The sequence below is a fragment of the uncultured Cardiobacterium sp. genome (genome assembly GCF_938028825.1).
Classification (GTDB): Bacteria; Pseudomonadota; Gammaproteobacteria; order Cardiobacteriales; family Cardiobacteriaceae; genus Cardiobacterium.
On the sequence record NZ_CALIZP010000028.1, the window covers coordinates 1 to 25,968 of the forward strand.

The 25,968-nt window shown below is 63.0% G+C and carries 25 protein-coding genes and 3 pseudogenes; 12 read left to right on the forward strand and 16 right to left on the reverse strand.

Annotated elements, in window-relative coordinates; translation table 11 throughout:
* The 4 genes from Q0562_RS04075 to gcvT all read right to left on the reverse strand — a co-directional run.
* Positions 1–958: hydroxymethylglutaryl-CoA synthase (locus tag Q0562_RS04075; RefSeq protein WP_298641519.1), on the reverse strand; the 958-nt coding region annotated here is incomplete at its 3' end.
* A gap of 199 nt (positions 959–1,157) precedes the next feature.
* A complete protein-coding gene (locus Q0562_RS04080) occupies positions 1,158–1,712 on the reverse strand; it encodes a hypothetical protein (protein ID WP_298641522.1) in 555 nt (184 codons plus the stop codon).
* 8 nt (positions 1,713–1,720) lie between these two features.
* Positions 1,721–1,954, reverse strand: a complete 234-nt coding sequence (locus Q0562_RS04085; protein ID WP_298641524.1) for a hypothetical protein — start codon at positions 1,952–1,954, stop codon at positions 1,721–1,723.
* Positions 1,955–1,968: 14 nt separating this feature from the next.
* Complete coding sequence (gene gcvT, locus Q0562_RS04090) at positions 1,969–3,072, reverse strand: glycine cleavage system aminomethyltransferase GcvT (RefSeq protein WP_298641527.1); 1,104 nt, start codon at positions 3,070–3,072, stop codon at positions 1,969–1,971.
* 144 nt (positions 3,073–3,216) lie between these two features.
* Here gcvT and infA point away from each other — a divergent pair, with 144 nt between their 5' ends.
* From infA to Q0562_RS04110, 4 genes are all read left to right on the forward strand, one after another.
* Positions 3,217–3,435: a translation initiation factor IF-1 gene (gene infA / locus Q0562_RS04095; protein ID WP_006986287.1), complete on the forward strand. Its 219-nt coding sequence runs from the start codon at positions 3,217–3,219 to the stop codon at positions 3,433–3,435.
* A 57-nt stretch (positions 3,436–3,492) separates the two neighbouring features.
* On the forward strand, positions 3,493–4,017 hold the full coding sequence (locus Q0562_RS04100) for a restriction endonuclease (RefSeq protein ID WP_298641530.1): 525 nt from the start codon (positions 3,493–3,495) through the stop codon (positions 4,015–4,017).
* A gap of 89 nt (positions 4,018–4,106) precedes the next feature.
* Positions 4,107–4,391, forward strand: a complete 285-nt coding sequence (locus Q0562_RS04105; RefSeq protein WP_298641533.1) for a cell surface protein — start codon at positions 4,107–4,109, stop codon at positions 4,389–4,391.
* 147 nt (positions 4,392–4,538) lie between these two features.
* On the forward strand, positions 4,539–5,576 hold the full coding sequence (locus tag Q0562_RS04110; protein ID WP_298641537.1) for a beta-eliminating lyase-related protein: 1,038 nt from the start codon (positions 4,539–4,541) through the stop codon (positions 5,574–5,576).
* Between the two features lie 52 nt (positions 5,577–5,628).
* Here Q0562_RS04110 and Q0562_RS04115 read toward each other — a convergent pair.
* A pseudogene (locus Q0562_RS04115) lies at positions 5,629–5,741 on the reverse strand (IS1 family transposase); the annotation flags it as partial.
* 130 nt (positions 5,742–5,871) lie between these two features.
* On the opposite strand from Q0562_RS04115, the gene Q0562_RS04120 reads away from it, so the two are divergent.
* Positions 5,872–6,567, forward strand: a complete 696-nt coding sequence (locus tag Q0562_RS04120; protein WP_298641540.1) for a TIGR02117 family protein — start codon at positions 5,872–5,874, stop codon at positions 6,565–6,567.
* Between the two features lie 69 nt (positions 6,568–6,636).
* On the opposite strand, the gene Q0562_RS04125 is transcribed toward Q0562_RS04120, so the two are convergent.
* The 6 genes from Q0562_RS04125 to aroC all read right to left on the reverse strand — a co-directional run bounded on the left by Q0562_RS04125 (position 6,637) and on the right by aroC (position 11,835).
* Positions 6,637–7,257 carry an isoprenylcysteine carboxylmethyltransferase family protein gene (locus Q0562_RS04125; protein WP_298641543.1) on the reverse strand — a complete coding sequence of 207 codons (621 nt, stop codon included), beginning with the start codon at positions 7,255–7,257 and terminating at the stop codon, positions 6,637–6,639.
* A gap of 356 nt (positions 7,258–7,613) precedes the next feature.
* Positions 7,614–8,918, reverse strand: a complete 1,305-nt coding sequence (locus tag Q0562_RS04130) for a TerD family protein (protein ID WP_298641546.1) — start codon at positions 8,916–8,918, stop codon at positions 7,614–7,616.
* A gap of 11 nt (positions 8,919–8,929) precedes the next feature.
* The gene (locus Q0562_RS04135; RefSeq protein ID WP_298641548.1) at positions 8,930–9,250 is read right to left on the reverse strand and encodes a DUF1820 family protein; all 321 of its coding nucleotides are present in this window, start codon (positions 9,248–9,250) and stop codon (positions 8,930–8,932) included.
* Entirely contained in the window at positions 9,247–10,038 is a 792-nt protein-coding gene (locus Q0562_RS04140; protein WP_298641551.1) for a 3'-5' exonuclease, read from the reverse strand. Before Q0562_RS04140 ends, Q0562_RS04135 begins: the two co-directional genes overlap by 4 nt.
* A gap of 115 nt (positions 10,039–10,153) precedes the next feature.
* A complete protein-coding gene (locus Q0562_RS04145; protein ID WP_298641557.1) occupies positions 10,154–10,753 on the reverse strand; it encodes a hypothetical protein in 600 nt (199 codons plus the stop codon).
* 8 nt (positions 10,754–10,761) lie between these two features.
* Positions 10,762–11,835: a chorismate synthase gene (gene aroC, locus Q0562_RS04150; protein WP_298641559.1), complete on the reverse strand. Its 1,074-nt coding sequence runs from the start codon at positions 11,833–11,835 to the stop codon at positions 10,762–10,764.
* A 52-nt stretch (positions 11,836–11,887) separates the two neighbouring features.
* On the opposite strand from aroC, the gene Q0562_RS04155 reads away from it, so the two are divergent.
* The 4 genes and pseudogenes from Q0562_RS04155 to Q0562_RS04170 form a co-directional block, all read left to right on the forward strand.
* On the forward strand, positions 11,888–13,360 hold the full coding sequence (locus Q0562_RS04155; protein WP_298641562.1) for a TonB-dependent receptor plug domain-containing protein: 1,473 nt from the start codon (positions 11,888–11,890) through the stop codon (positions 13,358–13,360).
* Positions 13,357–13,872, forward strand: coding sequence for a heme utilization cystosolic carrier protein HutX (gene hutX / locus Q0562_RS04160; protein ID WP_298641564.1), 516 nt, complete (start codon positions 13,357–13,359; stop codon positions 13,870–13,872). Before Q0562_RS04155 ends, hutX begins: the two co-directional genes overlap by 4 nt.
* Before the next feature lie 398 nt (positions 13,873–14,270).
* Positions 14,271–16,190 (forward strand): oligopeptide transporter, OPT family, encoded by a 1,920-nt coding sequence (locus Q0562_RS04165; RefSeq protein ID WP_298641567.1) that lies wholly within the window; start codon positions 14,271–14,273, stop codon positions 16,188–16,190.
* A gap of 228 nt (positions 16,191–16,418) precedes the next feature.
* Positions 16,419–17,024 (forward strand): annotated as a pseudogene (locus tag Q0562_RS04170) (DUF6882 domain-containing protein); the annotation flags it as partial.
* 69 nt (positions 17,025–17,093) lie between these two features.
* Here Q0562_RS04170 and gdhA read toward each other — a convergent pair.
* The 4 genes from gdhA to Q0562_RS04190 all read right to left on the reverse strand — a co-directional run bounded on the left by gdhA (position 17,094) and on the right by Q0562_RS04190 (position 22,113).
* Complete coding sequence (gene gdhA, locus Q0562_RS04175) at positions 17,094–18,431, reverse strand: NADP-specific glutamate dehydrogenase (protein ID WP_298641572.1); 1,338 nt, start codon at positions 18,429–18,431, stop codon at positions 17,094–17,096.
* Positions 18,432–18,571: 140 nt separating this feature from the next.
* Positions 18,572–19,846, reverse strand: a complete 1,275-nt coding sequence (locus Q0562_RS04180; RefSeq protein ID WP_298641574.1) for a hypothetical protein — start codon at positions 19,844–19,846, stop codon at positions 18,572–18,574.
* Positions 19,843–20,748, reverse strand: coding sequence for a hypothetical protein (locus tag Q0562_RS04185; protein ID WP_298641576.1), 906 nt, complete (start codon positions 20,746–20,748; stop codon positions 19,843–19,845). Before Q0562_RS04185 ends, Q0562_RS04180 begins: the two co-directional genes overlap by 4 nt.
* Positions 20,749–20,760: 12 nt before the next feature.
* Positions 20,761–22,113 (reverse strand): hypothetical protein, encoded by a 1,353-nt coding sequence (locus Q0562_RS04190; RefSeq protein ID WP_298641578.1) that lies wholly within the window; start codon positions 22,111–22,113, stop codon positions 20,761–20,763.
* A 176-nt stretch (positions 22,114–22,289) separates the two neighbouring features.
* Here Q0562_RS04190 and Q0562_RS04195 point away from each other — a divergent pair, with 176 nt between their 5' ends.
* Genes Q0562_RS04195 through Q0562_RS04205 form a run of 3 tightly spaced genes read left to right on the forward strand, consistent with a single transcriptional unit; the run spans position 22,290 to position 24,519 of the window.
* A complete protein-coding gene (locus Q0562_RS04195) occupies positions 22,290–23,192 on the forward strand; it encodes a hypothetical protein (protein WP_298641580.1) in 903 nt (300 codons plus the stop codon).
* Between the two features lie 56 nt (positions 23,193–23,248).
* The gene (locus Q0562_RS04200) at positions 23,249–24,115 is read left to right on the forward strand and encodes a hypothetical protein (protein WP_298641582.1); all 867 of its coding nucleotides are present in this window, start codon (positions 23,249–23,251) and stop codon (positions 24,113–24,115) included.
* Positions 24,116–24,126: 11 nt separating this feature from the next.
* Entirely contained in the window at positions 24,127–24,519 is a 393-nt protein-coding gene (locus Q0562_RS04205) for a hypothetical protein (RefSeq protein ID WP_298641585.1), read from the forward strand.
* A gap of 88 nt (positions 24,520–24,607) precedes the next feature.
* Here Q0562_RS04205 and Q0562_RS04210 read toward each other — a convergent pair.
* Positions 24,608–25,968: pseudogene (locus tag Q0562_RS04210) on the reverse strand (beta-eliminating lyase-related protein); the annotation flags it as partial.

A 25,968-nucleotide genomic window follows, 5' to 3' on the forward strand; every position in this document is an offset into this window, starting at 1 on the left:
GGTAGTCGGCGCTGATGGTGGCGGCGAGGTATTCGCCGGTGCAGCCGGAGCCGTAGCTGAAGAGGCCGACGGTTTTGCCGGCGAGGTCGTCGCGGTTGTCGAGCAGGGCGGCGAGGCTGGTGTAGAGCGAAGCGGTGTAGCTGTTGCCGGTGTCGCGGCTGTAAGTCAGGCCGGGGGCGAGGGTGGCGTCTTCGGCGCGGGTGTTGTTGATGCGGGCGAGGTGGGCGTGCGCCTTGATGCCCATTTTGTTGAAGGGCAGGTGGTAGCAATAGGCGGCGTGGGCGTCGTAGGGCAGGCCGCCGTTCGTGCGGTAGTCCTGCCAGGCGTGTTCGAGGGCTTTCAGGTAGGCGAGCGTCGAATATTTGCCGTCCACCAGCGGGGTTTTGCGGTAGTTCGGCCGCCAGAAGTCCATGATGTCTTCGCTGTACAGGCCGCTTTCCGGGGCGATGGCGGCGAGGCGCGGCTCGGCGCTGATGAGCATGGCGACCGCTGCCGCGCCCTGGGTCGGCTCGGCGGGGCCGTTCAGATCGTATCGGGCGATGTCGGAGGCAAGGATGAGGACTTTGCGCGCGGGGCGGCGGGCAACGAGGGCGCAGGCGAATTGCAGGGCGGCGGTGGCGCTGTAGCAGGCCTGTTTGAGTTCGACGGTGCGGCTGTTGGCGGGGAGGTTGAGCAGGCGGTGCACGCTGACGGCGGCAGATTTGGCCTGATCCACGCTGCTTTCGGTGGCGAAGAGGACGGTGTCAATGCCGTCCGTGCCGCAGTCACGCAGGAGAGGGGCGGCGGCGTTGGCGGCCATGCTGATGATGTCTTCGTCGTGCGGCGGGATGCTCATCCGTGCCTGACCGATACCGAGGCGGTATTTGGCGGGGTCGATGTGGTGTTGCGCGGCGAGGGTGGCGAGCTCAAGGTAGTAGTGCGGGGTGTAGAAGCTGAGTTGGTCGATGCCGATGTTCATGATGGGGTGGCTCGCGTGATGTTTTTTGAGGTTTTGGTGGGGAAGCCCGCCGGGGCGCGGCAGCGCGCGGATTATAGCATGGGGGTTTTCTTCACTTTGTGAAGCCACCGGGCGGTCAAAGTCTATTTTATCGGGAGAGATAACGGGAAATGCACGGTATATCGCGGGCAGTGTGACAGGTATAGGGCTCTTTAGCCCTTTATGTTTTCGCCATCCATTTTTTGGGCGGGTTTTTCAGGTTGTAAAGGGTTTCCATGTCGTCTATTTCTTCATCGCGGCGTTCATGATTCAGATAGAAAACATTGCAAAACAGTCCATACAGCATGAGTTGCACCAGCATGATGGTGCTATAGCACAATATGGTCGCCGCAAAAAACATATCTTCTGTTTCCAGCAGACATAATATTTCCGCGCACTTCGCGGAAGGATGCTGCATATCTGCAAATAAATAAAAGAGAAACAGGAAAAACACCATGATGGGAAAACCGAGCAGGATAAGAAAGTATATCCGCAAAGGGTATTGATAATAGATATATCGCCGCAGCCAGTATAAATGGCGGCGGTATTTTGTCATTATCCCTGTTTGCAGCAGGGCAATCATCAGGGCAAGGAAGGCGCTGTAATTCCAGCCATGCGGTGAGCGGACGGGAATGTGCAGCCATACAAAAAGGCGGTAAAAGAAGGCGTTGATGGCGTCTTTGTCCCCCAAATAAATCAGCACAGCCAGGGCAAGATAGGCGGGAAACAGCAGCACTACCCATTTCAGCCATTGCCACGAGATATGGTTTTGTATTTTCCCGGCAGCATGCAGGAATCCCGATATGGCATAGTTGTCGATAAATGCCAGCGTTTTTTCCGGTTATCCAGGGCCTTGATGGGCAGAGTGATTTTTTCGCGAATGCTGCTATGGGTATCCGTCAGGAAACAGGTAATGGTTTCGTGAGTGGACATGGGATTTTCAAGGTCATAGAAATCCCCCGCATGGGCGGGGGACACGGATCGGTGCGGGCTTATTTTTTGTAGTCCTTGCGCACAAAGGGCATGGCGACAATTTCGATCGGCACGTCTTTGTCGCGCACTTTGGCGGTGAGCCTGGTGCCGACGGCGGCGAGGTCGGTGCGGACGTAGCCCATCGCGACCGGCGCGTTCACGGTAGCCCCGAAGCCGCCGCTGGTGATGTCGCCGACTTTTTCGCCGTTCAGGAAGATTTCGGTATGGGCGCGCACCGGGGCGCGGCCCTCGATGGTGAAGCCGACGCGTTTGCGCGGCGCGCCTGCTTCGATGTGGCGGGCGACGATGTCGGCCCCCGGATAGCCGCCGGCGCGGTCGCCGCCGGGACGGCGCACTTTCTGGATGGCCCAGATGAGCGAGGCTTCGATGGGGCTGGTGGTGGTGTCGATGTCGTTGCCGTAGAGGCAGAGTCCCGCTTCGAGGCGCAGGCTGTCGCGCGCGCCGAGGCCGATGGGTTTGACGCGCGGGTCGCTGCACAGCGCATCGGCGAAGGCGACGACTTTGTCGTTCGGCACGGAGATTTCATAGCCGTCTTCCCCGGTGTAGCCGGAACGGCTGACCCAGCAGTCCGCGCCGAGGATGGTGAAGGCACCGCCGTGCATGAAGGTGAGGTCGCGCACTTTCGGCTCGATGGCGGCGAGCACGTCCACCGCTTCCGGCCCTTGCAGGGCAAGCAGGGCGCGGTCCGCCCACCATTCGACCTTGCAATCCGGCAGGCCGGCTCGCAGCTTGGCGAAGTCGGCGTCTTTGCAGGCGGCGTTGACGACGACGTAGAAATCGTTGGCGCGGCGGGTCAGCATCAGGTCGTCATCAATACCGCCCTGGGCGTTCATCAACAGCGCATAGCGTTGCTGGTTGACTTCAAGCCCTTGCAGGTCCACGGGCAGCAGGCGTTCCAGGCTGGTGGCGACATCGGCGCCGCTGACGATGACCTGTCCCATGTGCGAAACATCGAAGAGGCCGGCGTGTTTGCGTGTCCACTGGTGCTCTTTGACGATGCCTTCCGCGTATTGCACCGGCATGGCGTAGCCGGCGAAGGGGACGATTTTGGCGCCGTGGGCGACGTGCCAATCGTAGAGGGCGGTGCGTTTTTCTGTGCTCATGCGAGTCTCCTTATGTTGGGGGGATGTTGAAGTTTGAGGCTTCTTGTGAAGTATTATACGGCTTTTCCGCCCGTCCTGCGGATAATTGTATTTATAACGGTAGCTTGCTAGAATCCGCGCGTTTTTTCATCCTCACAGGTAACCATGTCCAAAGAAGAAAATATCGAAATGATCGGCACCGTGGTAGAAAGTCTGCCCAACACCACCTTCCGCGTCGAACTGGAAAACGGCCACATGATCAACGCCCACATTTCCGGCCGCATGCGCAAACACTACATCCGCATCCTCACCGGCGACAAAGTCAAAGTAGAAATGACGCCGTACGACCTCAGCAAAGGCCGCATCATCTTCCGCGAAAAATAACCACCACCGTACAGAAGCCCGCAGCAAGCGGGCTTTTTTCATCAGGAACACAACACCATGCACAGCATCATCAGCGACGCCGCCGCCATCGGCACCGCCGCGCAACAACTCGACGCCGGCCTGCGCGCCGCCCTACCCGCGCGTATCGACTGCACCGTGGGCGGTGCCGGCGGCAGTTTTGCCGCGACCGTCGCCTATTCGCCCGACCTCAATCTCTGGTACGCCGCGCAGCACAACGGTAAGACCTATTGGCACGGCTTCGGCAACGGCGCGCCGCAAGCGGGAAAAAAAGTGGCGCTTGCGAGCGAAATCAACATCCCGGCGGCGGGGGTGAACCGTGCGCTTTCCGGCGCATTGGCAACAGACGGTGCCGGACGGGTGTGGCTGCTGCACCGGGGCAAAATCCGGGGCGGCAAGGCGCTGTTCTTCGCCCATTACAGCGGCGCGACCGTGACCGTCGCGGATGGCGGCAAGGAAGACACCTGCGCCCTCATCGGCGCGGTGGACGATCCGGCCATCGCCGCCCACATCGCCCGCTTCGTCGCAGAAGTGGCGCGTATCAAGGCAGCGGCGAAACCATGAAGCGGTGAAGCACCGGGCGCATACGGGCGCCGTGTTATCATTGCGCCGCCTTCGGGCATCCCTCTAACCCTTAACCATAAGGAAACTGTATGAAAAAATTCGTTCTTGCTTCCCTGATTGCCGCCGCATTCCCGACCGCCGCCCTCGCCGGTTCCTGCGACGACTATTACAAAAAATCGGAAGAAGACCTGAAAAAAGACGGCAATTACAGCGAACAGGCGATGAAAATCATCAAAGACCAGGTCGCCGCCGTCTCCGCCGACCAGCAGGAAGCCTTCTGCAAGGCAGCGCTGGAAAGCTTCAATGCCGCCGATAAAGACGCCGGCAGCGACAAGGATGATGCCGAAGACAAAGAAGACGAAGCCAAAGGCTGAGTTGAGCATTTTCGCCGGGCCGAACCTGCGGGTTCGGCTTTTTTATGCGCGGCGGGGCGGCGGTCGGCAGCGCGCCGCAGACAGTACAACCAACCATATCAGCCCTATTTGAAGCGACTATAATCCGCGCCTTTGCGGAGATTCCCCATGCCTTCCTTCGGTAACGACTACCTCGCCGGTTGTCATCCGGCCATCCTCGAACGCCTCATCGCCAGCAACCTCGACCAAACCCCCGGCTACGGTCTCGACCCCTACTGCGACGCCGCCCGTGCGAAAATCCGCGCCGCCATCGGCGATGAAACCGCCGACGTGCATTTCCTTGTCGGCGGCACGCAGACCAATGCCACCGTCATCGCCCACATCCTGCGTCCGCATCAGGGGGTAATTGCCGCCGAAGAAGCGCATATTGCGACACACGAAACCGGTGCCATCGAAGCTGCGGGGCACAAAGTGCTGACCCTGCCCGCCGCCGACGGCAAACTGACGGCGGCGCAAGTGCAGGACTTCTTCATGCGGTACTACGCGGCCAGCGGCATCAAGGAGCACATCGTGCAGCCCGGCATGGTGTACATCTCGCAGCCAACCGAACTCGGCACCGTGTACAGCCGCGCGGAACTCGCCGCGCTGGCGCAAGTCTGCCGCCACCACAATCTGCCGCTCTTCGTCGATGGCGCGCGCCTCGGCTACGCCCTGCATCCCGAAGTCAGCGATGTGACGCTTGCCGACCTCGCCGCGCTGGCGGACGTGTTCTATATCGGCGGCACCAAATGCGGCGCGCTCTTCGGTGAAGCGGTCGTTATCACGAACGACGCCTGCAAACCGCATTTCCGCGCGACGATGAAGCAACGTGGCGGCCTGCTCGCCAAAGGCCGCCTGCTCGGTATCCAGTTCGACACCCTTTTCAGCGACGGCCTCTATCAGCGCATCTGCCACGACGCCATCGCCCACGCGCGCCGCATCCGCAGCGCCTTCGAGGCACGCGGCATCGCCTTTTACGGCGCCTCCACCACCAACCAGCAATTCCCCATCCTGCCCGAAGCCGAAGCGGCGCGCTTCATCCGCGACTACGGCTTTGCCGCCTACTGGCCGGCGGAAAACGGGCAGCAAATCGTGCGCTACTGCACCAGCTGGGCGACCACGGCGGCGGAGGTGGAAACGCTGATGGCGGCGATAACGCGGCTGTAAGCGCAATGCCGGAAACAAAGGGGGGGCGGTGCCTGAAAAGTATGCCGGGCCGGACAAAACCATAGTTGATGTAGTGAAAAGCCAGGTCAAAAGCTTTGAAGTGGTAGAGTAATTTCTTTGAAAAACAATAAGTCTCCTCACAATCCGCCTGATCCTGTGCCTCATACCAAAATCAAAAAATAACTTGCCGTAGGGCGGGATTTAGCCCGCCGAAACCATGCGGATGGTGGGCTAAAGCCCACTCTACGAACTACCGATCACGATTTCCCCGCTCACCCAGACAGACATCACGCCCATGCTCCGCCGCCTGACCAGAACCCTCGCCGCCCTCCTCGCCCTGCCGCTTGCCTACCTGCTCGCAGCGTGGCTGCTCGGCAGCATCGTCTTCAGCCCGGAAGACGCCACGGAGGGCGACATCACCGTGTACCTCATCACGAACGGCGTCCACACCGACCTCGCCCTGCCGCTCAAGAACGACGCCTTCGACTGGACGGGCGTCATCAACCCCGGTGATACCCGCGCCGCCGGCAGCGAGTGGCGCTACGCCGCCTTCGGCTGGGGCGATCGCGGTTTTTACGTGGAGACCCCGCACTGGCGCGACCTGAAAATCCGCACCGCCCTCGCCGCCGTGAGCGGCCTCGGCGACAGCATCATCCACGTTACCTATTACCCGGCGCTGTGGGAAAGCACACACAGCATCGCCATCCCCATGTCGCGCGAGCACTACCGCCGCCTCGCCGCCGACATCCGTGACCAGTTCGCCCTGCACGAAGGCCGCGCCGTCATTGCCGCGCCCGCCTATGGCGACAACGACACCTTCTACGCCGCACGCGGTCATTACAGCCTTTTTCACACCTGCAACGGCTGGACCAACCACCGCCTCAAAGAGGCCGGGCTGAAACACGTCCTCTGGACACCGTTTGCACACAGCCTGATGCGCGCCTACCGCCCGCCTGCGGACACGGCAGAAAAGCCCGCCATCCCGAATTGACGCCGCCTGCTCTTCGAACTCCGGGCAGGCGTTTATCCTCTTCGACGCAATGTGAGGCGACGTCGGCAATCAAATAATAAAAGGAATAAAGCGATATTTGACGCGCTTTTTATATTCACGGTACTGCTCATTCTTGCTGAGGGTACGTTCTTCGTAGTACATGCGTATAAATTGGAGTATGTACAGCGTGACGAACACTTCCACATTCCATGCAGAGAAGTTATTGAGCAGGAAAGCCATGTGTCCGATAAAGTAACCAAAATACAGGGGGTGACGAACCAGACGATAAGGGCCGGTATCTACTACCGTGCGGCAGGCAGGCAGTAACCCGAAGCTGCGTCCCAAATAGATTTTGGCATAGATCTGCCAGCAGATACCGGCTATCAGGATAGTTGCCGATAGCTTTTCCGGAATTAATGACACACCGCCGGTCAGGGCAATAGCAAAGAAGTAAAAGGTGCCCATAATAGTGGCAATAACGGGAATAGGCGAAAAATCCCGGGTATCAGTAAAGCGGGAAAAGATAACCAAGAATAAGGTAATGCTTTCTGAAACCAGCAGTAATAAGGGAACGACATTCTTTGTCGCCATAAAATCATGGAATACCCTTATGGCGAAATATCCCAGCGCGATGGCGGCCATGGTCTTCATGGCTATTTCCATAGCCAGTTGTTTATAGTTGAATTTCATATTGCTTCCTTATTTTAAGGTAAAAATATATTATTTTCCATCATCAGATAGAGATAATATAAGCCAATGATATTGCCCAATCTTTATCTTTTACATGTTTTATGTTTTATCATCAAATCATGATCAGATTGCGCAATACACTTATTACAGCACCAGCAGTTAATTTATCCTTTGCTGCAAAAAGTACACAGGAAAAGTTCATACTGTGGCATCGCGTAAAATTATACAAATAATGCTGTATTTACCTGCATGTCAGGTGTATGTGATTTTAAGATTTTATTGAAAAAACTGTCAAGCAGGTACGCAATGTTTTTATCGGTATTTATTCCCTGGAATACAGGTTACCGTTCTTCCCGTTACACAAGTGGCAGGCAGTGCGGCAGCAATTTATCCGGAGTAACGAAGGTGAGTTGGTACATCGCGCTGAAGGCGTTCGCCTGGGCGTGGTCAAGGTCGGTGGCGAGGATGAGGTAGTGGCTCGGCGGCAGGTCGAGGCGCTGGCGCAGATTGAGGTGTTTGTCGAGGTCGTGCCGGTATTCGCCGCTTTTGCATTCGATGATGAGCGGGGGTTTCTCCGGCGGCAGATAGGCGACGTCGAGTTCGTGTTTGTCGCCGTTCGCAAATTCGATGTGGACGCCGCGCGCGCAGGAGAAACGGTAGTCCGCGCCGCGTTTAGCCGCCTCATTCAGCAGGCTGCCGAGGGCGTACCATTCAAGCCAGCCGCCGCCCAGGAATTGGCGCACGGGTTGGGCACCTTGCAGCTGGATGTGCAGGCTGTGTTTGGCTTTGTCGTGGTGGTAGCGGGCAATCATGGTCGCGTCGTAGAGTGCGCGCACGATGGCGAGCAGGCGCTTGCTGTCTGACGCAGTGTAGGGTTTGAGGTCGTGGCGCAAGCCGTCGCGGCGGTGGCGGTAGGCCCAGTTGATCTGGTTGAGCAGGGGGTTGAGCAGGACGTGGGCGGCGCCGAGGGTGGCAGCGGCTTCGTCGTAGTAGCCGCGCATGTCAACGGCGGCGTGGTTGAAGCGGGCGCGGATGTGTTTGCGCGCGAACCAGTCGGCGAGCGGCTGATGTTGCGCGGCGTTGGCGAGGCTGTTGTCTTCTTGCCAGGCGGCGTTGTGCAGCGGGTTGGCGGCGGGGGTTCCCGCCGTCGGGTCGTCGTCGGCGATCTCCACGCCGTAGTGTTCGGAGAGCGGTTTGAGGCCGCCGGTGAAGCCCTGGGCGATGAAGCGGAATTTCCACGCGCCGTTGCGGCGGTAGTATTCGCCGAGGATGAGCGCGGTTTCTTGCCGCTCGCCGAGGCAGGCGACCGGGCAGTGCAGGGTGTGCGTGCCGTTTTCGCGGATGTCGAGGTGGAGGTGGCGGAAGCGGGAGAGCGGCGCGGTGCCGCTGAAGGCGATGGCGATGCGTTCGATGTCGGCGGGCTGGCGGCTAAGGTCGAGGTGGTATTCGCTGTGGCAGTCGCCGGGGTGGCAGATGATGCTGCCGTCGTCGCTGCGCGGCTGGTTGTAGAAGATCATGTCGTGGTCGCCGCGCACGCGGCCGTCGGCGGCGAGGCGGTAGGCGGCGCAATCGATGGGTTCGCTGCTGTCGATGGTAAGGGTGAGGCGGGCGGGCTCGCAGATGGCGGCGTTGGCACCGGCGGTGAGGGTCTGGGCGGGCATGGGTTTCTCGTTTAGCGGGCGGGCGGGAAGGGCTGGATTTTCGGGCCGCCGCCGTCTTCGCTATGGCGGATGCGGCTTTCGCCGCTGCGCTCGACTTCGTCGATGCGGATGATTTGGTGGTAGGGGATGAAGGCGGTTTTGACGTTGCCGAATTCGGCGGCGAGTCTTTCGACGCGCGGGTCGATGAGGACGCCGCTTTCTTCGTGGTAGAGGAAGTTTTCCAGGCAGATGAAGCCCGCCATGTCCGCCGGATAGACGTTGCGGACGTAGAGGTCGTAGTAGTGCCGCTCGGTTTTGAATTGCACGCGGTAGATGCTGTTTTCCCGGGTCATGCGCCGCGTTCCGCCCAGGTTTGCAGGAAGGCTTGCCAGTGCGCGCCGTCTTGTTCTTCGAGGAAGGTTTCGGCTTCTTCGAGGTGCTGCTGGTAGCTTTCCGGCGTGAGGTTGCCCCGGATGAGCTCGAAGCGCAGGTAGACGAGGTAGGTGTTCAGTACGTCGGTTTCGCAGTAGTCGCGGATGCCCTTGATGTCGCCGCCCGCGTAGCGTTCTTGCACGGCGGCGCCATCCATGTCGAGTTTGCCGGGGAAGCCGCAGAGTCTGGCGACGTCGTTCAGGCTCGCGCTGCTGCGCGCCTGGTAGCCGGAGAGGATGTCCATGAGGTCGAGATGCCGCCACTGGTAGCGGTTCAGGTAGTTGTTGTATTTGTAGCTGTTGTCGTTGTCGCCGTTCTCGAAGTAGCGCGCGGCGGGGATGCCGTGGAAGAGGGCGCGGTAGTGCAGGACGGGCAGGTCGAAGCCGCTGCCGTTCCAACTCACGAGCGTTGGTGCGAATTTTTCGATGCCCTGGAAGAAGCGTTGCACGAGTTCGTATTCGCTGCTGGTTTCTTCGCCAAGCGACCACACTTTCAGGCCGCTCGTGTTTTTGAGGGCGACGGAGATGGCGACGATTTTGTGCAGGTGGTGGCGCATGAAGGTGCTGCCGCTCTCGGCCAGGCGTTCGCTGACCATGATGCGGTAGGTGTCGGCGTCGCCCTGGTCGGCGGGGAGGTTGTGCAGCAGGCGGTAGGCGGCGGTATCGGCGACGGTTTCGATGTCGAAGACGAGGGTGTTGTGGATGGGCATGGGGCGGTTCGCTCGGATGGGGGTTGGGCGGGATTATAGCAACGCCGCTTGGGCGGCGGCCGCGTGCGTGTGGCACATGAAACATGGAAAAGGCGGGAAGGTTCCCGCCTGCGGTTCATGGTTCGTACGGCGCCGCCGGGCTGCTCTGCGGCTTGCTTTCGTCTTTGAGGATGGCGGCGCTGGCGATGATCGGCGTGTCGCCGCCCGGGGCGGTGGTCAGGCTGATGAGCATTTTGCGCCCGGTGTCGGGCAGTTGCCATTGATAGGCGGTGGTGTGGCTGCGGCGGCCTGCCTGGTCGGCCGTATCGTCGTCGCGGATTTTTTCGACGCTCGCCCCTTCCGGGACGACGGCGGCGAGGGCGGCAAAGGCTGCTTCGACGCGGGCGATGTCCGCCTGCCGCGCGTAGAGAGTGCAGATGTTTTTCTCCGCCGGGATGGCGAGGATGAGGGTGTCGTTGTGCGGGGTCGGCACCGTCCAGGCGCTGCCGTCCCGCCCGCGCAGGAAGTATTCCGCCCGCCCGACCGGCAGTTGCGGCGCGTCTTCGAGTTTTTTGCGCAGGTCGTTGAGGTCCGGCAGGTGTTTGATGCAGAAGTTGACGTAGGCGGTGTTGAAGTCATCTGCCTGTATGGCCGCTTTGGCGGCAGGGTTGAGGATTTGCGCCGTCGCCGCCTGCATGAGGAGGGCGGTGGCGAGGAGGAGGGGGATTTTTTTCATGGATGTCCTTATGGTTGAAAACGGTTGTTCTGCCCGCGCTGGCGCAGGTAGTGGTCGGCGAGGGTGAGCGCCAGCATGGCTTCGACAATGGGGCAGGCGCGCAGGGCAACGCAGGGGTCGTGGCGCCCTTTGGTGATGATTTCCACGTCGTGCCCGTCGCGGTCGGTGCTGCGGCCGGGGACGAGGATGCTGCTGGTCGCCTTGAAGGCGGCGCGGGCGATGATCGGCTGCCCGCTCGAAATGCCGCCGAGGATGCCGCCCGCGTGGTTGGTCAGGAAGCCGTCGGCGGCGGTGCGTTCGTCGCGGTTTTCGCTGCCTCTGCGGGTGATGACGTCGAAGCCGTCACCAATCGCCACGCCTTTGACGGCGTTGATGCTCATCAGCGCTTTGGCGATGTCGGCGTCGAGACGGTCGAAGATGGGTTCGCCGAGGCCGGTCGGGACACCTTCGGCGACGACGGTGATTTCCGCGCCGATGGAATCACCCGCGCGGCGGATGTCGGCGAGGTAGCGGTCGAGCAGCGCAATCTGGTGGTCGTTCGGGCAGTTGAAGGGGTTTTCCCGAACGTGGTGCCAGGCGCGGAATTCGAGGCGGTGCTCGCCGATTTGCGAGAGGTAGCTGCGGATGGTGGTGCCGGCGAAGTGGGCGAGAATTTGTTTGGCAATCGCGCCGCCCGCGACGCGCACGGCGGTTTCCCGCGCCGAGGCCCGCCCGCCGCCGCGATAATCGCGGATGCCGTATTTGGCCTGATAGGTGTAGTCGGCGTGGCCGGGGCGGAATTGGTTCTTGATGGCGCCGTAGTCCTGGCTACGCTGGTTGGTGTTGGCGATGAGGATGCCGATGGGCGTGCCGGTGGTCTTGCCCTCGAAGAGCCCGGAGAGGAGCTCGGCGCGGTCGTCTTCCTGACGCGGGGTAACGTGGCGCGAGGTGCCGGGGCGGCGGCGGTCGAGTTCGTGCTGAATGGCGTCAAGATCCAGCGGGATGCCCGCCGGGACGCCGTCAAGGATGCCGCCGATGGCCGGGCCGTGGCTTTCGCCGTAGGTGGTGAGGGTGAGGTTTTGTCCGGTGCTGTTGCCGCTCATGGGGTCGGGATGGTGTGGGTGTGCCGGTATTTTATAGTGCTTTCCGGCGGAAATGATGCCGCGTTGCCGCGCCGGAAAAGACGCAGACCCTGCAACCCGTGACCGTCTATGCCGACAGCAAAACAGCGCCACCGTAATCGACCGCCGCACCCTGGAACGCCGCCCGAACGACGGCCTGCGCAGGCTATTCGACGACACCCCCGATGTAAACTTCGTCGGCGGCAACTATGACCCGCTGAGCGATGTGGAAATTCGCGGCATGGGCAGCCAGACACCGGACGTGATGGGCAACGGCGCGAACCGCATCGGCATGGAAATGGACGGCATGACGCTCACCCCCGGCCTCAATTACGGCTACTACACCCGCAGCGGCCGCCAGTACCTCGACCCCGCCGATCTGAAAGAAGTGGAAATCGACAAGGGGCCGGGCGCGGGCTGGCTGGCGGGCAGCATCCGCCTGCGCAGCAAGGATCCGGAGGACTACCTGCGCGAAAACGCCCGCACCGGCGGCGAAATACGCGGCGGCTACGACGGCGAGAACGACGACATCAGCACCGGCGCGAGCATTGCCGCCCGGCTTGATGACCGAAACAGCGCCTCGCTCAGCTACAACCGCCACTGGTTCGGCGAGCGCAAAAACCGCAGCGGTGCCGACATCGACGGCCCGAACCGCCACTACAACAACCCGCTGGACGGCCGCAGCAACTCGCCCAACGGCAAATGGCAGTACCGCCCCAACGACGCGCACCGCCTGAAACTCACCCTGCAACACTACGACGTGGACAACGACAGCCGCCAGCGGCAGCGCATCGGCACCGCCAGCCGGGGCGCGGGCAACATCCTCGACTCCCGCAACGACCGGCGCAACGTGCGCAACGCCGCCGCCCTGCGCCACGACATCGAACAGCCGACGGCACTGTTCGACCGCATGACCTGGCAAATCGACGCCCAGCGCAGCAGCAAAGGCCGCAACATCAACCTCATGCCCTCCGGCAACTTCTACGACCACGACGACTACCGCACCCGGCAGTACACCCTGAAAACCGGCTTCGAGAAAAGCCTCGGCGGGGCCGTGCGCCACGACCTCGATTACAGCCTGAAACTGCAATACGGCACCGCCGACTTCGGCTCCGAAACCATCACCCCGGTCAGCCGGCGGCGCGGCGACTACTTCACCGTCGCCAAAAGCAGACAATGGCAGGGCAGCGCGCAGATTGCCGACCGCATCAGCTTCGCCGACAACCGCTACGCCCTCCCCCCGCCCGCCGCAATACGCCCGGCACCGCGCCATCCAGCGCCAGCTCGGCCTCGGCTACCTCGACCCCGCCCTGCCCGGCGGCAACAGCGCCGCCCACGCTCACCTCACCGCCTGGCAACAACGCGGTCTGCTCACCCGGGAAAACGACGGCACCATCCGCCTCAACACCAGTGGCCGCTACTGGGCAAGCGCCATCGGGCGCGAGCTCATCCAGAGCCTCGCGCCGCCGCCACTCCCTTCCCCCCAACCCACAGGAAAACACCATGAAAAACCCCCTCAGCCCCGCACAACACACCGCCCTGCACGCCGACCTCGCCCGCCAGCCCGGACAAATCCTCGAAAACCTCGCCGCCGGGTACGGCGTCAGCCTCGAAGCCGTCCTCACCTGCCTGCCGGATGACATGCGCAGCAAAAACAACGACGACAGCCGCATCCTCGACATCCTTGCCGCCGTCGCCACCTGGGAACACCCGGTCACCTTCATCGTCCACATCACCGACCTCATCGCCGAAACAAGCGGCCGCCTGCCGCCGGGCCGCGTCGCGCGCGGCTACTACAACTTCGACAAACACGCGGCAGGCGGCATCGGCGGCCACCTCAAATACCAGAACTGCGCCGCCATCTACCGCGTCGAACGCCCCTTCATGGGCACCGCCACCGCCGCCCTCTACCTGATGAACCACGACGGCGGCAGCATCTGCAAAATCTTCGCCGGCCGCGACAGCGGCGGCAGCCTGCGCCCCGAACAGGTCAAAGCGATGCGCGCCCTCGTCCCCTGATGCAATCAAGCGTCTGGGAAATCGTAACCGCGCTGCGCCGCCTGCTCACGCCGGCGGCACCGGTATAAAAACCCGCATGCGGCAGACGGAGGTTGCCCGCCTGCTGCATGTGGATTTTTGTGGCCTCACGCATGAAGCGCCCACCATGAAGCCGGTCATATGACGCAAATCCTTCCACCGCCTGCGGCAAACCGGAACCCCACCGGGGAGTTTTTTTGCCGTGCGCGGCGCGTGGCGGGACAAAAGGGCAACGATAGCCATAAATCCCCGCTTTTCCACATTCAGCCACATAAACCTGCATGATGGTTGTGAATCATCGCCGCCGGTTGTATCTTTACGCCATCGGTGTCTGTCTGCCGACAGATGTTTTCCCTTTCATTCATTGAGGAACCCCGACCATGTCAGAAAAAATCCTGCCCGTCCAACCCGTGATGGACCCCCACAAAAACTACGTGGAAATCAACAGCTACGTCGTTTTCTGGGGGCTTTTTTATGCCGCCGTGTTTGCCCTCGCCGTCGGCTATCTCGGCCTGAAAATCGGCCAGACCATTGATGCTTTCGCCCCCGTTTCCATTCTGGCGATGGGTATGGCGATCGTCTTCCGCCGCCAGAATGCCTTTGCCGAAACCGTGCATATCCAGGCAATCGCCAGTGCCGGCACGAACGGCCTTGCCGGGGCGCTCTTTTTCCTGCCCGCCTTCTATATCCTGAATATCGAAGGTATCAGCTTCTTCCAGATGGCAACGCCGATCGTACTCGGCAGCGTCCTCGGCGTTTTCCTCTGCGTCATGTTCCGCCGCTATTTCTGCGAGGACATGCACTTCGTCTATCCCTTCCCAGCCGGACGCGCGGCGACGGAGGTGCTGACCAGTAACGGCGGCAGCAAGGCGAAGCTGATGATGGTGAGCGGCGCCATCGGCATGTTTTACGATTTTGTGCTGAACACGCTTGGCTGGTGGCAGGAAGTCATCCGCACCAACACCTTCAAATGGGGCATCCTCCTGCAAGAGAAGACCAAACTCACCGCTTCGCTCGATACCGACGCCGCCCTGCTCGGCCTCGGCTATTTCACCGGCCTCAGATACGCCGCCATCATCGCTGCCGGTTCCTTCTTCTCCTGGTTCGTCTGTATGCCGATCGTGTATTACCTCGCGCCGGAACACGTCATGCAGGTGGACGGGCAGAACGTACTGCTCGCCGATGTCCCGGTGGATGTCGTCTTCCGCCACTACATCCGCCACATTGGTATCGGCATGCTGGCGATGGCGGGCATCATCGGCCTGATCAGCATGTCGAAAGTGGTCAGCGGCGTGGTGAAAAAAGCCATCACCGATATTTTCAGCAGCAAGAGCGTGGACGTGAACCTGCCGCGTTCCCAGCGCGACATTCCGATGTCGGTACTCGTCCTCGGCATTATCGTGACCACCTTCCTCTTCGCCCTTTTCTTCCACATCAACTACGCCGAAAACCTGACCCAGACCGTGCTGGCTTTCCTCATCGTCCTCATCATGTCCTTCCTGCTCTCCGTGGTCGGCATCAGCTCCATCGCCTACACCGGTAACGAACCCGTCTCCGGCATGACCATCTTCATGATCATCGTCGCCGCCCTGATTCTGACCTCGGCTGGCGTCTCCGGCACGGTCGGCATGATCGCCATCCTGATGATGGCGGCTTTCGTCGGCACCACCATCGGCATGGCGGGCAACTTCATGTCGGAAATGAAAGTGGCGCACCTGACCGGGGCGACGCCCGCCAAGATGCAGCAATGGCAGATTGTCAGCGCCATCATGGCCTCCATCCTCTCCGTCGGTGTCCTCATCTTGCTCAACAACGCCTACGGCTTCACCGGCGAACACCCGCTGCCCGCGCCGCAGGCCAACGCCATGGCCGCCATCATCAAGCCGCTGATGACCGGCGAAAGCGCACAATGGCCGCTCTACATGGCGGGTGCGCTCTTTGCCGTCGTGCTGTGGATGATGAAAGTGCCGCCGCTGGCCTTTGCCCTCGGCACCTATCTGCCGATGGAAATCAACAGCCCGATCCTGGTCGGCGGCCTGATTGCCCATTTCGTCGCCAACAGCAGCAAGGACGAGAAACTGAGCGCGCTGCGCCTCAGCGAAGGCAACACCATCGCCTCCGGCCTGGTTGCCGGTGGCGCTATCGGCAGCCTGTTCAGCGCGGTGCTGCGTATCGCCAACGTCAACGTCTTCATGGAAGCATGGGCGGAAACACCCGCCGCGACCTACCTCGGCATCGCCACTTACGCCGCCCTCTGCATCTTCCTCTACAAAGTCGCCGTCAAGCCGAAACGGGCCTGACGACAGCGCACAAAAAACCGCTATCGCAAGATAGCGGTTTTTCTTCCGGCCTTCGGCCACCGTCCGGGTACCCATAGCCGTCCACTACAAATTGTTTGGCCGGCATCCCCTTTTCAGGACACCACACCATGGCCACGCTCCCCGAACAATACGCCGCTCTCGCCCTCGACCAAACAAACCACCCTGCAACGCCTCACCGACACCGCTGCCGCCTGATCCGTTGATCAGGAAAGCGGCATCCTCACCTTCGTCGGCAGCACCTTTACCACCCGCTGGCTCGGCACCTATTCGCACCACAGCGGCAGTTGGCTGTGGGCGTGGGCGAACCCGCACCTCACCATGACGGCAAACGATGCCGCCAGCGCCGCCATCCTGCGCGCCTGCCCCGCCAATCCCGCCGCCGACAACGGCGACAGCGGCAATCTCTTTCAAAATCCGGCCGATGCCGCCCTGCTTACCCAGGAAGGCTTCAAACTGGATGTGGCCGAACTGCACAATCTCGCCGCCCTTGCCTGCGGGCTCACCGGTGCGGATGCCTACTACCCCGGCGACTATAGCGACGGCATCGCCCTGCTCGCCATCCACGACCCGCGCGTCGCCGCCGCCTGGCGGGAAGACGATACCCCGGCGCGCATCCTCGGCATCATCCCGCAGACCATCAGCCACTTCGTCCTTGACCACCGCAACGTCGTGCGCGCCTACCTCGCCGCCAAAGGCTACCGGCTCGACGAAGACGCCGCACGCATCCATGCCCACCGCGCCGACAGCCGCATCACCGCCACCTTCGACAAAGAACACCGCCTGGGCAACCTCCATGGCGCAGCCGCACGGTAATGGATTTGACGGCAGCAAATAAACAAAAAGCCGCCCGAACGGGCGGCTTTCCATGCGGCGGCAGGCGGTTTATACAATCCCCTGTGCCAGCATGGCATCGGCCACTTTCTTGAAGCCGGCGATGTTCGCACCGCTGACATAGTTGGTATAGCCGTCTTCCGTGCCGTTTGCCACGCAGTTTTCGTGGATGTTCGCCATGATGTCGAAGAGGCGTTTGTCCACCTCCGCGCGCGTCCACGACAGGCGGATGTGGTTCTGGCTCATTTCCAGCCCCGAAGTGGCGACCCCGCCCGCGTTCGAGGCCTTGCCCGGTGCATAGAGGATTTTGGCATTGAGGAAGGCTTCGACCGCGTCCAGGGTGGAGGGCATATTCGCCCCTTCGGCGACGCAGAGCACGCCGTTGGCGAGCAGCGTGGCGGCGTCGTTGCCGTCCAGCTCGTTTTGCGTCGCGCACGGCAGGGCGATGTCGCAGGCGATGCCCCACGGCTTCTCTCCGGCAAAGTAGGAAAGCCCCTGTTCTTGCGCGTACACCGCGAGGCGTTCGCGGCGCACTTCTTTCAGCTCAATCAGCGCGGCGAGCTGCGCCTCGGTCATGCCGCTGTCGGCGAACCGCACGAAGCCGCCGGAATCGGAGACGGTCAGCACCTTCGCGCCCACCTGAATCGCCTTCTCGCAGGCGTACTGCGCGACGTTGCCTGCGCCGGATACCAGCACGCGCTTGCCGGCGATGTCGTGCCCTTTGGTTTGCAGCATGGACTGCACGAAATAGATGAGGCCGTAGCCCGTCGCTTCCGGGCGGATCAGGCTGCCGCCCCAAGTGAGCCCCTTGCCGGTCAGCACCGAGGTGAACTCGTTGCGCAGCCGCTTGTACTGGCCGAAGAGGAAACCGATTTCGCGCCCGCCGACGCCGATATCGCCCGCCGGCACGTCGGTATCCGCGCCGATGTGGCGGTAGAGTTCGCTCATGAAGGCCTGGCAGAAGCGCATCACCTCGGCATCGGATTTGCCTTTCGGGTCGAAATCGGATCCGCCCTTGCCGCCGCCCATCGGCAGCGTGGTCAGCGCGTTCTTGAAGACCTGCTCGAAGGCGAGGAATTTCAGCACGCCGAGATCGACGGTGGGGTGGAAGCGCAGCCCGCCTTTGTAGGGGCCGATGGCGGACGACATCTGCACGCGGTAGCCCCGGTTGACCTGCACCCGCCCGCCGTCATCGACCCAGGACACGCGGAACATGACGACCCGCTCGGGTTCGACGATGCGTTCCAGCAGGCCATCTGCGGTGTAGCGCGGATGTTTGGCGAGAAACGGTTGCAGGCTCATGAAAACCTCTTCCACCGCCTGATGGAAGGGGGCCTGATTGGGGTCGCGTTGCTTGATGGACCGGAACAGCGCGGTTAGATCGCTCATGGTGTCTCCTCATGTTGTGGTTGAACGAAGCGCCGCACTGTATCACCAGCTATTTGCCCATTGCCAGCAAAAATGCATCGTCCCCATCGGGAAAATGACCAATAATCGCCCGAAAAAGCGGGAAAACACGCGTTGCGCGGCTATTTCATGATGTCTTCAAAGCCCGCTTCGCTTTTGCCGATGCAGGCGCGGCGTTGTGCTTCGATGTCGGCTTGCACTTGTGCGCCGGCAGCCACGGTGTCGGTGTTGACCGGGGTTTCGGGGATGTTGAAGGCGCTTGCGCTGTATTTGCCGCTAACGCCCGCGAGCGGGAAGCCGGTCAGGGTTTTGACCTCGGCAGCGAAGCCGCCTAGGCTGCTGCGGTGGCCTTCACAGTGGAAGTGGCCGCCGTGGCAATAGCATTCTGTCGCTTTTCGTGCGTCGAGGTCGTGAGCAATGCCGCCTTTCCAGGCGAGGAGCGGGATGTTGCCGCCATCGCTGCGTACGCTGCTGCCGTGCCAGGCGCCGTTGTAGATGACGAGTGCCGGCGCGCGGCCGCTGATTTCCCATTGCACGGCGCGGTAGCTGCCGAGCAGCAGGATGTAGGGCGCGTCACCCGTCGGCGCGTGCAGGAGGATGCGGTTGTCGCGGCTATCGCTTTCGTACACGCCGACGGCGTAGGCGACGGTGCCGGCAGGCAGTTTCTGCGCGGCAATGGCGGCGCGCAGGCCGTCATCATCCAGTGCGCTGACGGCGGGAGTGATGGCGAACTGGAAGTTGGTGGTGTGCCAGTTGTTGAGGTATTCGACTTCGAGCAGGTAATCGCCCGCGTCCAGTTCGAGGCTGGTGCCGCGATCGCCTTCGATGAGGATGTGTTTGTCAAGCAGGACGCGCATTTGCGACCAGCTGAGGTCGCCGCTCACGCGGTACAGCGCTTTGTGCGGCACATGCAGGCGGCCGACCCAGTAGGCGCCGAATTGTTCGGAGGGGATGCCGTGGAATTCGTTGTAGTTGTAGTTCATGGCGATGCTGTCCACGTTTTCTTGCGCCACGATTTGCTGCGGTTGTTGCCGGTTGATGTAGTAGGCGGCGTAGCCCCGGGCGGGGACGCTGCCGCCCGGGTTCAGGGTGTCGCCCCAGGTGCTGTGGGCCAGCGGGTAGCGGTCGAGCGGACGGCGGTCATCAGGCGGCCCGCTGCGGTGCAGGGCGGGCGGCTGCACTTGCTCCGGGACGGATGCCGCCACGGCCATTGCGGGCGGCTGCGGTGCGGCGGGCGGGGCGTTGTCCTGCGGCGGTGCCTGCGGACGCAGCAGCGGGTAGGCAAGCCACAGCAGGAAAAGGACCGGCAGCAGGAAGAGCCAGGGCAGATAGGGGCGCAGCGGCTGGTGGCGGCTGTCGGCCGGTTCGTGGATGCGCGGGGCGGGTTTGCGGTTCATCGGATACTCCTGAGGGTGGGGATGGGGGTAATGTCGAGGCGGAATTCGGTGGTGTGCCAGGCGTTGATGTATTCGACTTCGAGCAGGTGGTCGCCACGGTCGAGTTCCAGGGAGACGTCTTTTTCCCGCTCACCGTCCATGAGGATGTGGCCGTCGAGAATGACGCGCACCCGCGCCCAGCTCATCTTGCTTTTGATGCTGTACAGGCTGCGGCGGGGGATGCGGATTCTGCCCGCCCAGTAAGCGGCGAACTGCCGTGAGGGAATGCCGTGCAATTCGCTCCAGCTGTAATTGACGCTGACGCTGCCTGTTCTTTCCCGCGCCACCACGTGCTTTGTCTGCGGGGTGTACGCGGGAATGGGCTCCGGATCTTGCGGCAGCGAGTTGCGCGGCAGGAGGTTATCGCCCATACCGTGCTGGCGCGAATGCCCGGTATTGAGATACCAGACGGTGTAGCTGCCGACCGGGGTATTGCCGCCGGGGTTGAGGATGTTGCCCCAGGTGCCTGCCGCGCGCGGGAAGCGGTCAAGCGGGTTCCCCCCGGCCTCGCTGTAATGCAGGACGGCGGGCGCGGCGGGTTCTGCCGCCGCCACGGGCAGTGCCGTTGCCCTGTCCGCCGCGACAGCGGCTGCGACGCGTTCCTCTGCGGAGGGCAGGGGTTTTGCCGCCGCAGGCGGCGCGGGCGGCGGTGGCGGGGCGGCAGGAACAACTTCGGCAGGCGCGGTGGCGGCAGGCGGCGGGATGATGATTGCCGGCACGGGGCGCAGCCAGCCGTACAGCAGCCACAGCGCGATGGGCACGGCGAGCAGGGCGAGGTGGGTGGTGGTGAAGCGGGTGCGGTCGCGGGGCAGTTCGGCCGGCATGATCAGTCGCGGCGCGGGTTTTGCTGATTTGGGCGGCATGGGGACTCCTGTTTAGCGAGAGAGGGTACGGTAGCAGAAGGTGCGGCGGTCGTTGACCTCGCGCACGATGTTTTCTCCGGGGGCGAGCGCTTGCGCCGTGACCGGCACTGCGGGGATGGCAAGCGTCTTCACGCTGTCGGCGTGGTTGAAGCCCGCCAGCGGATAGCCGGTCAGGGCATAGATGGCGGCGGCGTAGTCGTAGAGGGTGAGGTTGCGTGTGCTGCAATAGAAGCCGCTTGCCCGGCATTCGCATTCGGGCAGGCGCGGCGGGTCCAGGCTTTCGTCGGGCGGGGCGGTCGCGATGCCTTCGCCCCAGGCGAGGAGCGGCACGCGGTCGGCGGCATGAACGCGGCTGCCCTGGTTGGCGAGGTTGTAGAGGACGACGGCGGGCGGGCGTCCGTTCAGTTGCCATTGCACCGCGCGGCGGCTGTTGAGGATGAGGATGTAGGGCGCGTCGCCATATGGGCCGTCAAGGCGGATGCTGTCGTCGTCGGCGTTGCTGCCGTTGACATCGACGAGATAGGTTACGGTCGCAGCCGGCAGGGCGAGACCGGCCAGGATGCGGGGCAGGTCCGCGACGGGCACTTCGGGGATGTCGGCGTTGAGGCTGAAGCGGAAAGCGGCCGTGACGCCGCCGTTGGTGTATTCGACTTCGAGCAGATGATCGCCGGGGGGAAGTTCGAGGGTGAGGCTGCCGTCGCGCCTGCCGTCTGCGAGGATGTGCTTGTCGAGCAGGATGCGGGTTTGGGCGCCGAACGGGGAAAAGTCGAGGTGGTAGAGCCCCCGCTGCGGGACATGCAGCCGCCCGGCCCAGTACGCCGCGAAACGGTAGGCGGGGATGCCGTAGGAATCTTCGTCATGGTCGGACACGCGGATGCGTGCGACGTGCTCCGCAGCGCGGATGTGGCCCGGTTCGGGTGTGTAGGCGGGCATGACGGAATGCATGACCTGTACCTCGTTGCGCGGTTTGCCGTCGTCGGCGATGCCGTAGGCGCGTGATTGCCCCGTGTCGAGGAAATAGGCGGTGTAGCCTGTGCCGGGAATGAGTTTCTGCGGATTGAGCACATCGCCCCAGGTGCCCTCCGCCCGGGGGTAGTCCGCCAGCGGGTCTTGCGCCGCTGCGTCAGCGTCAGCCGCGTCGGCGTCTGCCGCCGGCGGGGCGGCGTCCTGCCGTGTGGCGGGGACAGGCGGCGTTGCGGCGGCAGCGGCGACTTCGGCAGGCGCGGTGGCGGCGGGTGGCGGGATGACGATTGCCGGCACGGGGCGCAGCCAGCCGTACAGCAGCCACAGCGCGATGGGCACGGCGAGCAGGGCGAGGTGGGTGGTGGTGAAGCGGGCGCGGTCGCGGGGTGGTTCGGCCGGCATGAGCAGTCGCGGCGCGGGTTTTGCTGATTTGGGCGGCATGGGTTTCCCGGAGTGGTGGTTCTGATGCGGCGCGCCGGCGGGCGGCGGCCGGGCCAGTATAGCGGGGAAAACGGCGGGCAGGCCTGCCGCCGAAGCGGCTATCATGCGCACATCGTCCGCCTCACCAGGAATCCGCCATGTCCTACCGTCCGCCCTATCCTTATGCCCGCATTCTCTGCGGCTTCATCCTCGGCAACATCATGCTCACCGCGCTGCAATACCTCGTCCTGCGTCCGGGGTTTCTCGCAGGCGGCATGATGCCGTTCGTACCGCGCACGCTGGCCGCGCTCTCTGCCGTTGCCGCGCTGGTCGCCATTGCCGCCGCCCTGCCGCTGCTGCTTACCCGTGCCGAGCGCGAGCAGCAGGGGGTGGGCCGGGCGATGGTGCTGATCGGCCTGTTCAGCCTGCCGCAAACCGTCTATCCCTACCGGCAGGCGCTCTACACCGGCTTCGCCCCGCCGCTGCTTGCGGAGATGCTCATCGTGCTGGCGGTGAAAATGGTGGTCTTCGCGCAGCTTGCCTACACGCTCCTGCCGCGCCCGGAGCCGACCTTTGAAGACCGCCGCGACTGGCGCGCGCGCCGCTATCCCTACTGGCGCGTCGTGTTCGGCTGCACCGTGGCGGGGGCCGTCTGCTGCCATCTGCTGCTGCCCCTTGCCGACGGCGCGAACCCCTTTACCGCATACCGCTTCATGAACCGCAGCGCGCAGCTTGCCGTGCCCTGGCTTGCCTGCGCCTTGTGGTTTGCCGCCTGGCGCTTGCGGCGCACTGCCGGCGGTATCGCGCAAGCCGCCGCCGTCGCCGGTGTCTGCGCCGCCTGCCATTTCCGCCTGTACCAAAGCCTGCTCAACGCCGCTGCCGCGTCCGTCGTACCTGCCGCCCTGTGCTTCACCACGACCGCCCTCATCCTCGCCCTGCTGCTCCTGCCGCCGGACCCGTTCGACCCGCCCGGTTTCGCCGCTTGCGCCACGATGCTGGTTCTCGGCATCCTCGGCGGCGCTGCGGGTGTCGCCCTCGGCTGCTACCTTTTTTTCCTCTGAATTTTCCACAGAAAGCCCCATAATAATGCCCAACTTCCCCAACCGGAGCACACCCCATGTTTCAATTCCTCTTCCCCATTCTCGGCATCGCCCTGAGCGCCGTTTTTTCCTCCACGCCGGACAAGCCCGCAGCACACGATGCGCCGCCGCAGGCCGCCATCGCCCCGGTCAACACCTTCGCCACGCCGGTACGCCTGAGCGCTACCCTGCCGGACAGCATCCTGCGCGCCGAACAGGCCGCCGCCGTCAACATTGATTACACCCCGGGGGATGAAAAAACCTGGTATTTCGACGGCGACGGCGCGCCCGTGGACAAGGCGACGGCAGGCGGTTATTACCGCGTCGTCCTCGGCAAGACCGCCGACGGGCGCAGCGTCATCCAGGATTTCTATCAGGACAGCGGCAGGCCGCAAACCGCGCCCGTTATCCTGAAAAAAGATGCCGAACAGCACGATTTCGACAGCAGCACCAGCGACAGCAAAATCGTCTGGTTCCGCGAAGACGGCAGCGTCCTGGCCACCCAGGATTACAAGGGCGGTGTCGATCTCGGGCGCGGCAATTTCTACCAGAACGGCATCCTGGCCGCGCAGACTGCCCTGCCGTTCGATGTCGCCGCCGAAGCGGATGACCCCTTCGCCGCCGTCGGCGAGGTCGGCCGTGGCAACCGCTACTACTACCCGGACGGCAAAATCATGGCTTTTGAATACATCGAGGATGCCGACAATTTCGAGCTGCTCTACTACCGCGCCGACGGCAGCCCGCTGCTGCACCGCCGCAGCAACGACGAGGGCAGGGGCAACGGCAGCAGCACCTGGAACGCGGACGGCAGCTATGCCGCACAAGAAGAAGTGCAGCCGGAAATCGACGCCGTTACCGCGCGCATAGACGAGCTGACCTTCGCCATGCGCACGGAACAGCCCTGAGGAGGGACGCCATGCCTTTCCGCCATGCCGCCCTCACCGAACCCAACCGCGCCGCCCTGCAACAGAAAATCGACAGCGGCACCCTGCCTTTCCCGCCGCCCGCCATCCCGGAGAGCTGGTGGGTGGACGCCGCGCGTGATGCCGTGCTGTGGGCCGTGCCCGCCGCCGATACCGCCCCGCTCGATTTCCTCTGGCACTACTATCTCGGCATCGGCGGCGACTATTACCGCTTCCTCCTCGAACCCGAACTGCTCACCTCGGCGCGCATCACCCTCTACAAGCTGAAAGAAAGCCTGCCCGCCGACTGCCACGGCAAGCCGCGCGAGCAGGTCATCGCCGTCCTGAAAGAGGCGCTGATTGCCAAAACCGCCAGCGGCGAACACGAAGCCTTTTTCAATTTCTGATGCAGCCCGCCCGGGCGGCGTCAATACCGCCCGCCGGGGCAAGCCATAAAAAAGCCCGTCTTGCGACGGGCTTTTTTGCGGGCGGGCGCTATTTGTAATCCGCCGTCGGCGGGCAGGTGCAGACGAGGTGCTTGTCGCCATAGACGTTGTCGATGCGGTTCACCGGCGTTAGGTATTTGGCCGGGTTCATGCCTTCGACGGGGAAGATGGCGACTTTGCGGTCGTAGCAGCGTCCCCATTCGCCGGTGATGTCCGCCAGGGTGTGCGGCGCGTTCGCCAGCGGGTTGTCTGCGTGCGTCCATTCGCCGCTTTCGACGCGGCGGATTTCTTCGCGGATGGCGAGCATGGCGTCGCAGAAGCGGTCGAGTTCGGCGAGGCTTTCGCTTTCGGTCGGCTCGACCATCAGGGTGCCGGGGACGGGGAAGCTCATGGTCGGGGCGTGGAAGCCGTAGTCCATGAGGCGTTTGGCGAAGTCGTCCACGCTGATGCCGGCGTTGTCCTTGAAGGGGCGGACGTCGATGATGCATTCGTGGGCGACGTGGCCGTTTGCGTCGCTGTACAGGATGTCGTAGGTGCCTTTGAGACGGGCGGCGATGTAGTTGGCGTTCAGGATGGCCACCGCGCTCGCCTGTTCGAGCCCTTTCGCGCCCATCATGCGGATGTACATCCAGGAAATGACGTCCACCAGCGCGCTGCCCCAGGCGGCGGCGCTGACGGTCGGCCCTTTGCGGCCTTCCTGCGGGGTGATGCGGTGCCCGGCGAGGAAGGGTTTCAAGTGTTCCTTGACGGCGATGGGGCCGACGCCGGGGCCGCCGCCGCCGTGCGGGATGGCGAAGGTTTTGTGCAGGTTGAGGTGGGAGACGTCGGAGCCGTAGAGGCCGGGGGCGGCGAGGCCGACCTGGGCGTTCATGTTGGCGCCGTCGAGGTACACCTGCCCGCCGTTCTTGTGGATGATGTCGCAGACTTCGCGGATGTTGCGCTCGAAGATGCCGTGCGTGGAGGGGTAGGTAACCATCACCGCGCCGAGGTGGTCTTTGTGCGCTTCGGCTTTGGCGCGCAGGTCGGCCATGTCGATGTCGCCCGCGTCGTCACAGGCGACGACGACGACCTGCATCCCGGCGAGGGCGGCGGAGGCGGGGTTGGTGCCGTGCGCGGATTCGGGGATGAGGCAGATGTTGCGGTGGGTTTCGCCCCGGCTTTCGTGGTAGGCGCGGATGGTGAGCAGCCCCGCATATTCGCCGGAAGCGCCGGAGTTCGGTTGCAGCGAGACACCGTCGTAGCCGGTCACTTCGCACAGCATGGCTTCGAGCTGGCGGAAGAGTTCGTGGTAGCCCTCGGCCTGTTCGGGCGGGGCGAAGGGGTGGATGTCGGTGAATTGCGGCCAGGTGACGGGCATCATTTCGCTCGCCGCGTTCAGTTTCATGGTGCAGGAGCCGAGCGGGATCATGG

Bases quoted from the DNA above. Each gene is read 5' to 3' on its own strand.
- hutX (WP_298641564.1), top strand. From the start codon at position 13,357: ATGAAAAACCCCCTCAGCCCCGCACAACACACCGCCCTGCACGCCGAC.
- Q0562_RS04100 (WP_298641530.1), top strand. From the start codon at position 3,493: ATGCACAGCATCATCAGCGACGCCGCCGCCATCGGCACCGCCGCGCAA.
- Q0562_RS04165 (WP_298641567.1), top strand. From the start codon at position 14,271: ATGTCAGAAAAAATCCTGCCCGTCCAACCCGTGATGGACCCCCACAAA.
- Q0562_RS04105 (WP_298641533.1), top strand. From the start codon at position 4,107: ATGAAAAAATTCGTTCTTGCTTCCCTGATTGCCGCCGCATTCCCGACC.
- Q0562_RS04190 (WP_298641578.1), bottom strand. From the start codon at position 22,113: ATGCCGGCCGAACCACCCCGCGACCGCGCCCGCTTCACCACCACCCAC.
- Q0562_RS04180 (WP_298641574.1), bottom strand. From the start codon at position 19,846: ATGAACCGCAAACCCGCCCCGCGCATCCACGAACCGGCCGACAGCCGC.
- Q0562_RS04205 (WP_298641585.1), top strand. From the start codon at position 24,127: ATGCCTTTCCGCCATGCCGCCCTCACCGAACCCAACCGCGCCGCCCTG.
- Q0562_RS04185 (WP_298641576.1), bottom strand. From the start codon at position 20,748: ATGCCGCCCAAATCAGCAAAACCCGCGCCGCGACTGATCATGCCGGCC.
- Q0562_RS04130 (WP_298641546.1), bottom strand. From the start codon at position 8,918: ATGCCCGCCCAGACCCTCACCGCCGGTGCCAACGCCGCCATCTGCGAG.
- infA (WP_006986287.1), top strand. From the start codon at position 3,217: ATGTCCAAAGAAGAAAATATCGAAATGATCGGCACCGTGGTAGAAAGT.
- Q0562_RS04135 (WP_298641548.1), bottom strand. From the start codon at position 9,250: ATGACCCGGGAAAACAGCATCTACCGCGTGCAATTCAAAACCGAGCGG.
- Q0562_RS04110 (WP_298641537.1), top strand. From the start codon at position 4,539: ATGCCTTCCTTCGGTAACGACTACCTCGCCGGTTGTCATCCGGCCATC.
- gdhA (WP_298641572.1), bottom strand. From the start codon at position 18,431: ATGAGCGATCTAACCGCGCTGTTCCGGTCCATCAAGCAACGCGACCCC.
- Q0562_RS04120 (WP_298641540.1), top strand. From the start codon at position 5,872: ATGCTCCGCCGCCTGACCAGAACCCTCGCCGCCCTCCTCGCCCTGCCG.
- Q0562_RS04200 (WP_298641582.1), top strand. From the start codon at position 23,249: ATGTTTCAATTCCTCTTCCCCATTCTCGGCATCGCCCTGAGCGCCGTT.
- Q0562_RS04140 (WP_298641551.1), bottom strand. From the start codon at position 10,038: ATGCCCATCCACAACACCCTCGTCTTCGACATCGAAACCGTCGCCGAT.
- Q0562_RS04155 (WP_298641562.1), top strand. From the start codon at position 11,888: ATGATGCCGCGTTGCCGCGCCGGAAAAGACGCAGACCCTGCAACCCGT.
- aroC (WP_298641559.1), bottom strand. From the start codon at position 11,835: ATGAGCGGCAACAGCACCGGACAAAACCTCACCCTCACCACCTACGGC.
- gcvT (WP_298641527.1), bottom strand. From the start codon at position 3,072: ATGAGCACAGAAAAACGCACCGCCCTCTACGATTGGCACGTCGCCCAC.
- Q0562_RS04125 (WP_298641543.1), bottom strand. From the start codon at position 7,257: ATGAAATTCAACTATAAACAACTGGCTATGGAAATAGCCATGAAGACC.
- Q0562_RS04195 (WP_298641580.1), top strand. From the start codon at position 22,290: ATGTCCTACCGTCCGCCCTATCCTTATGCCCGCATTCTCTGCGGCTTC.
- Q0562_RS04145 (WP_298641557.1), bottom strand. From the start codon at position 10,753: ATGAAAAAAATCCCCCTCCTCCTCGCCACCGCCCTCCTCATGCAGGCG.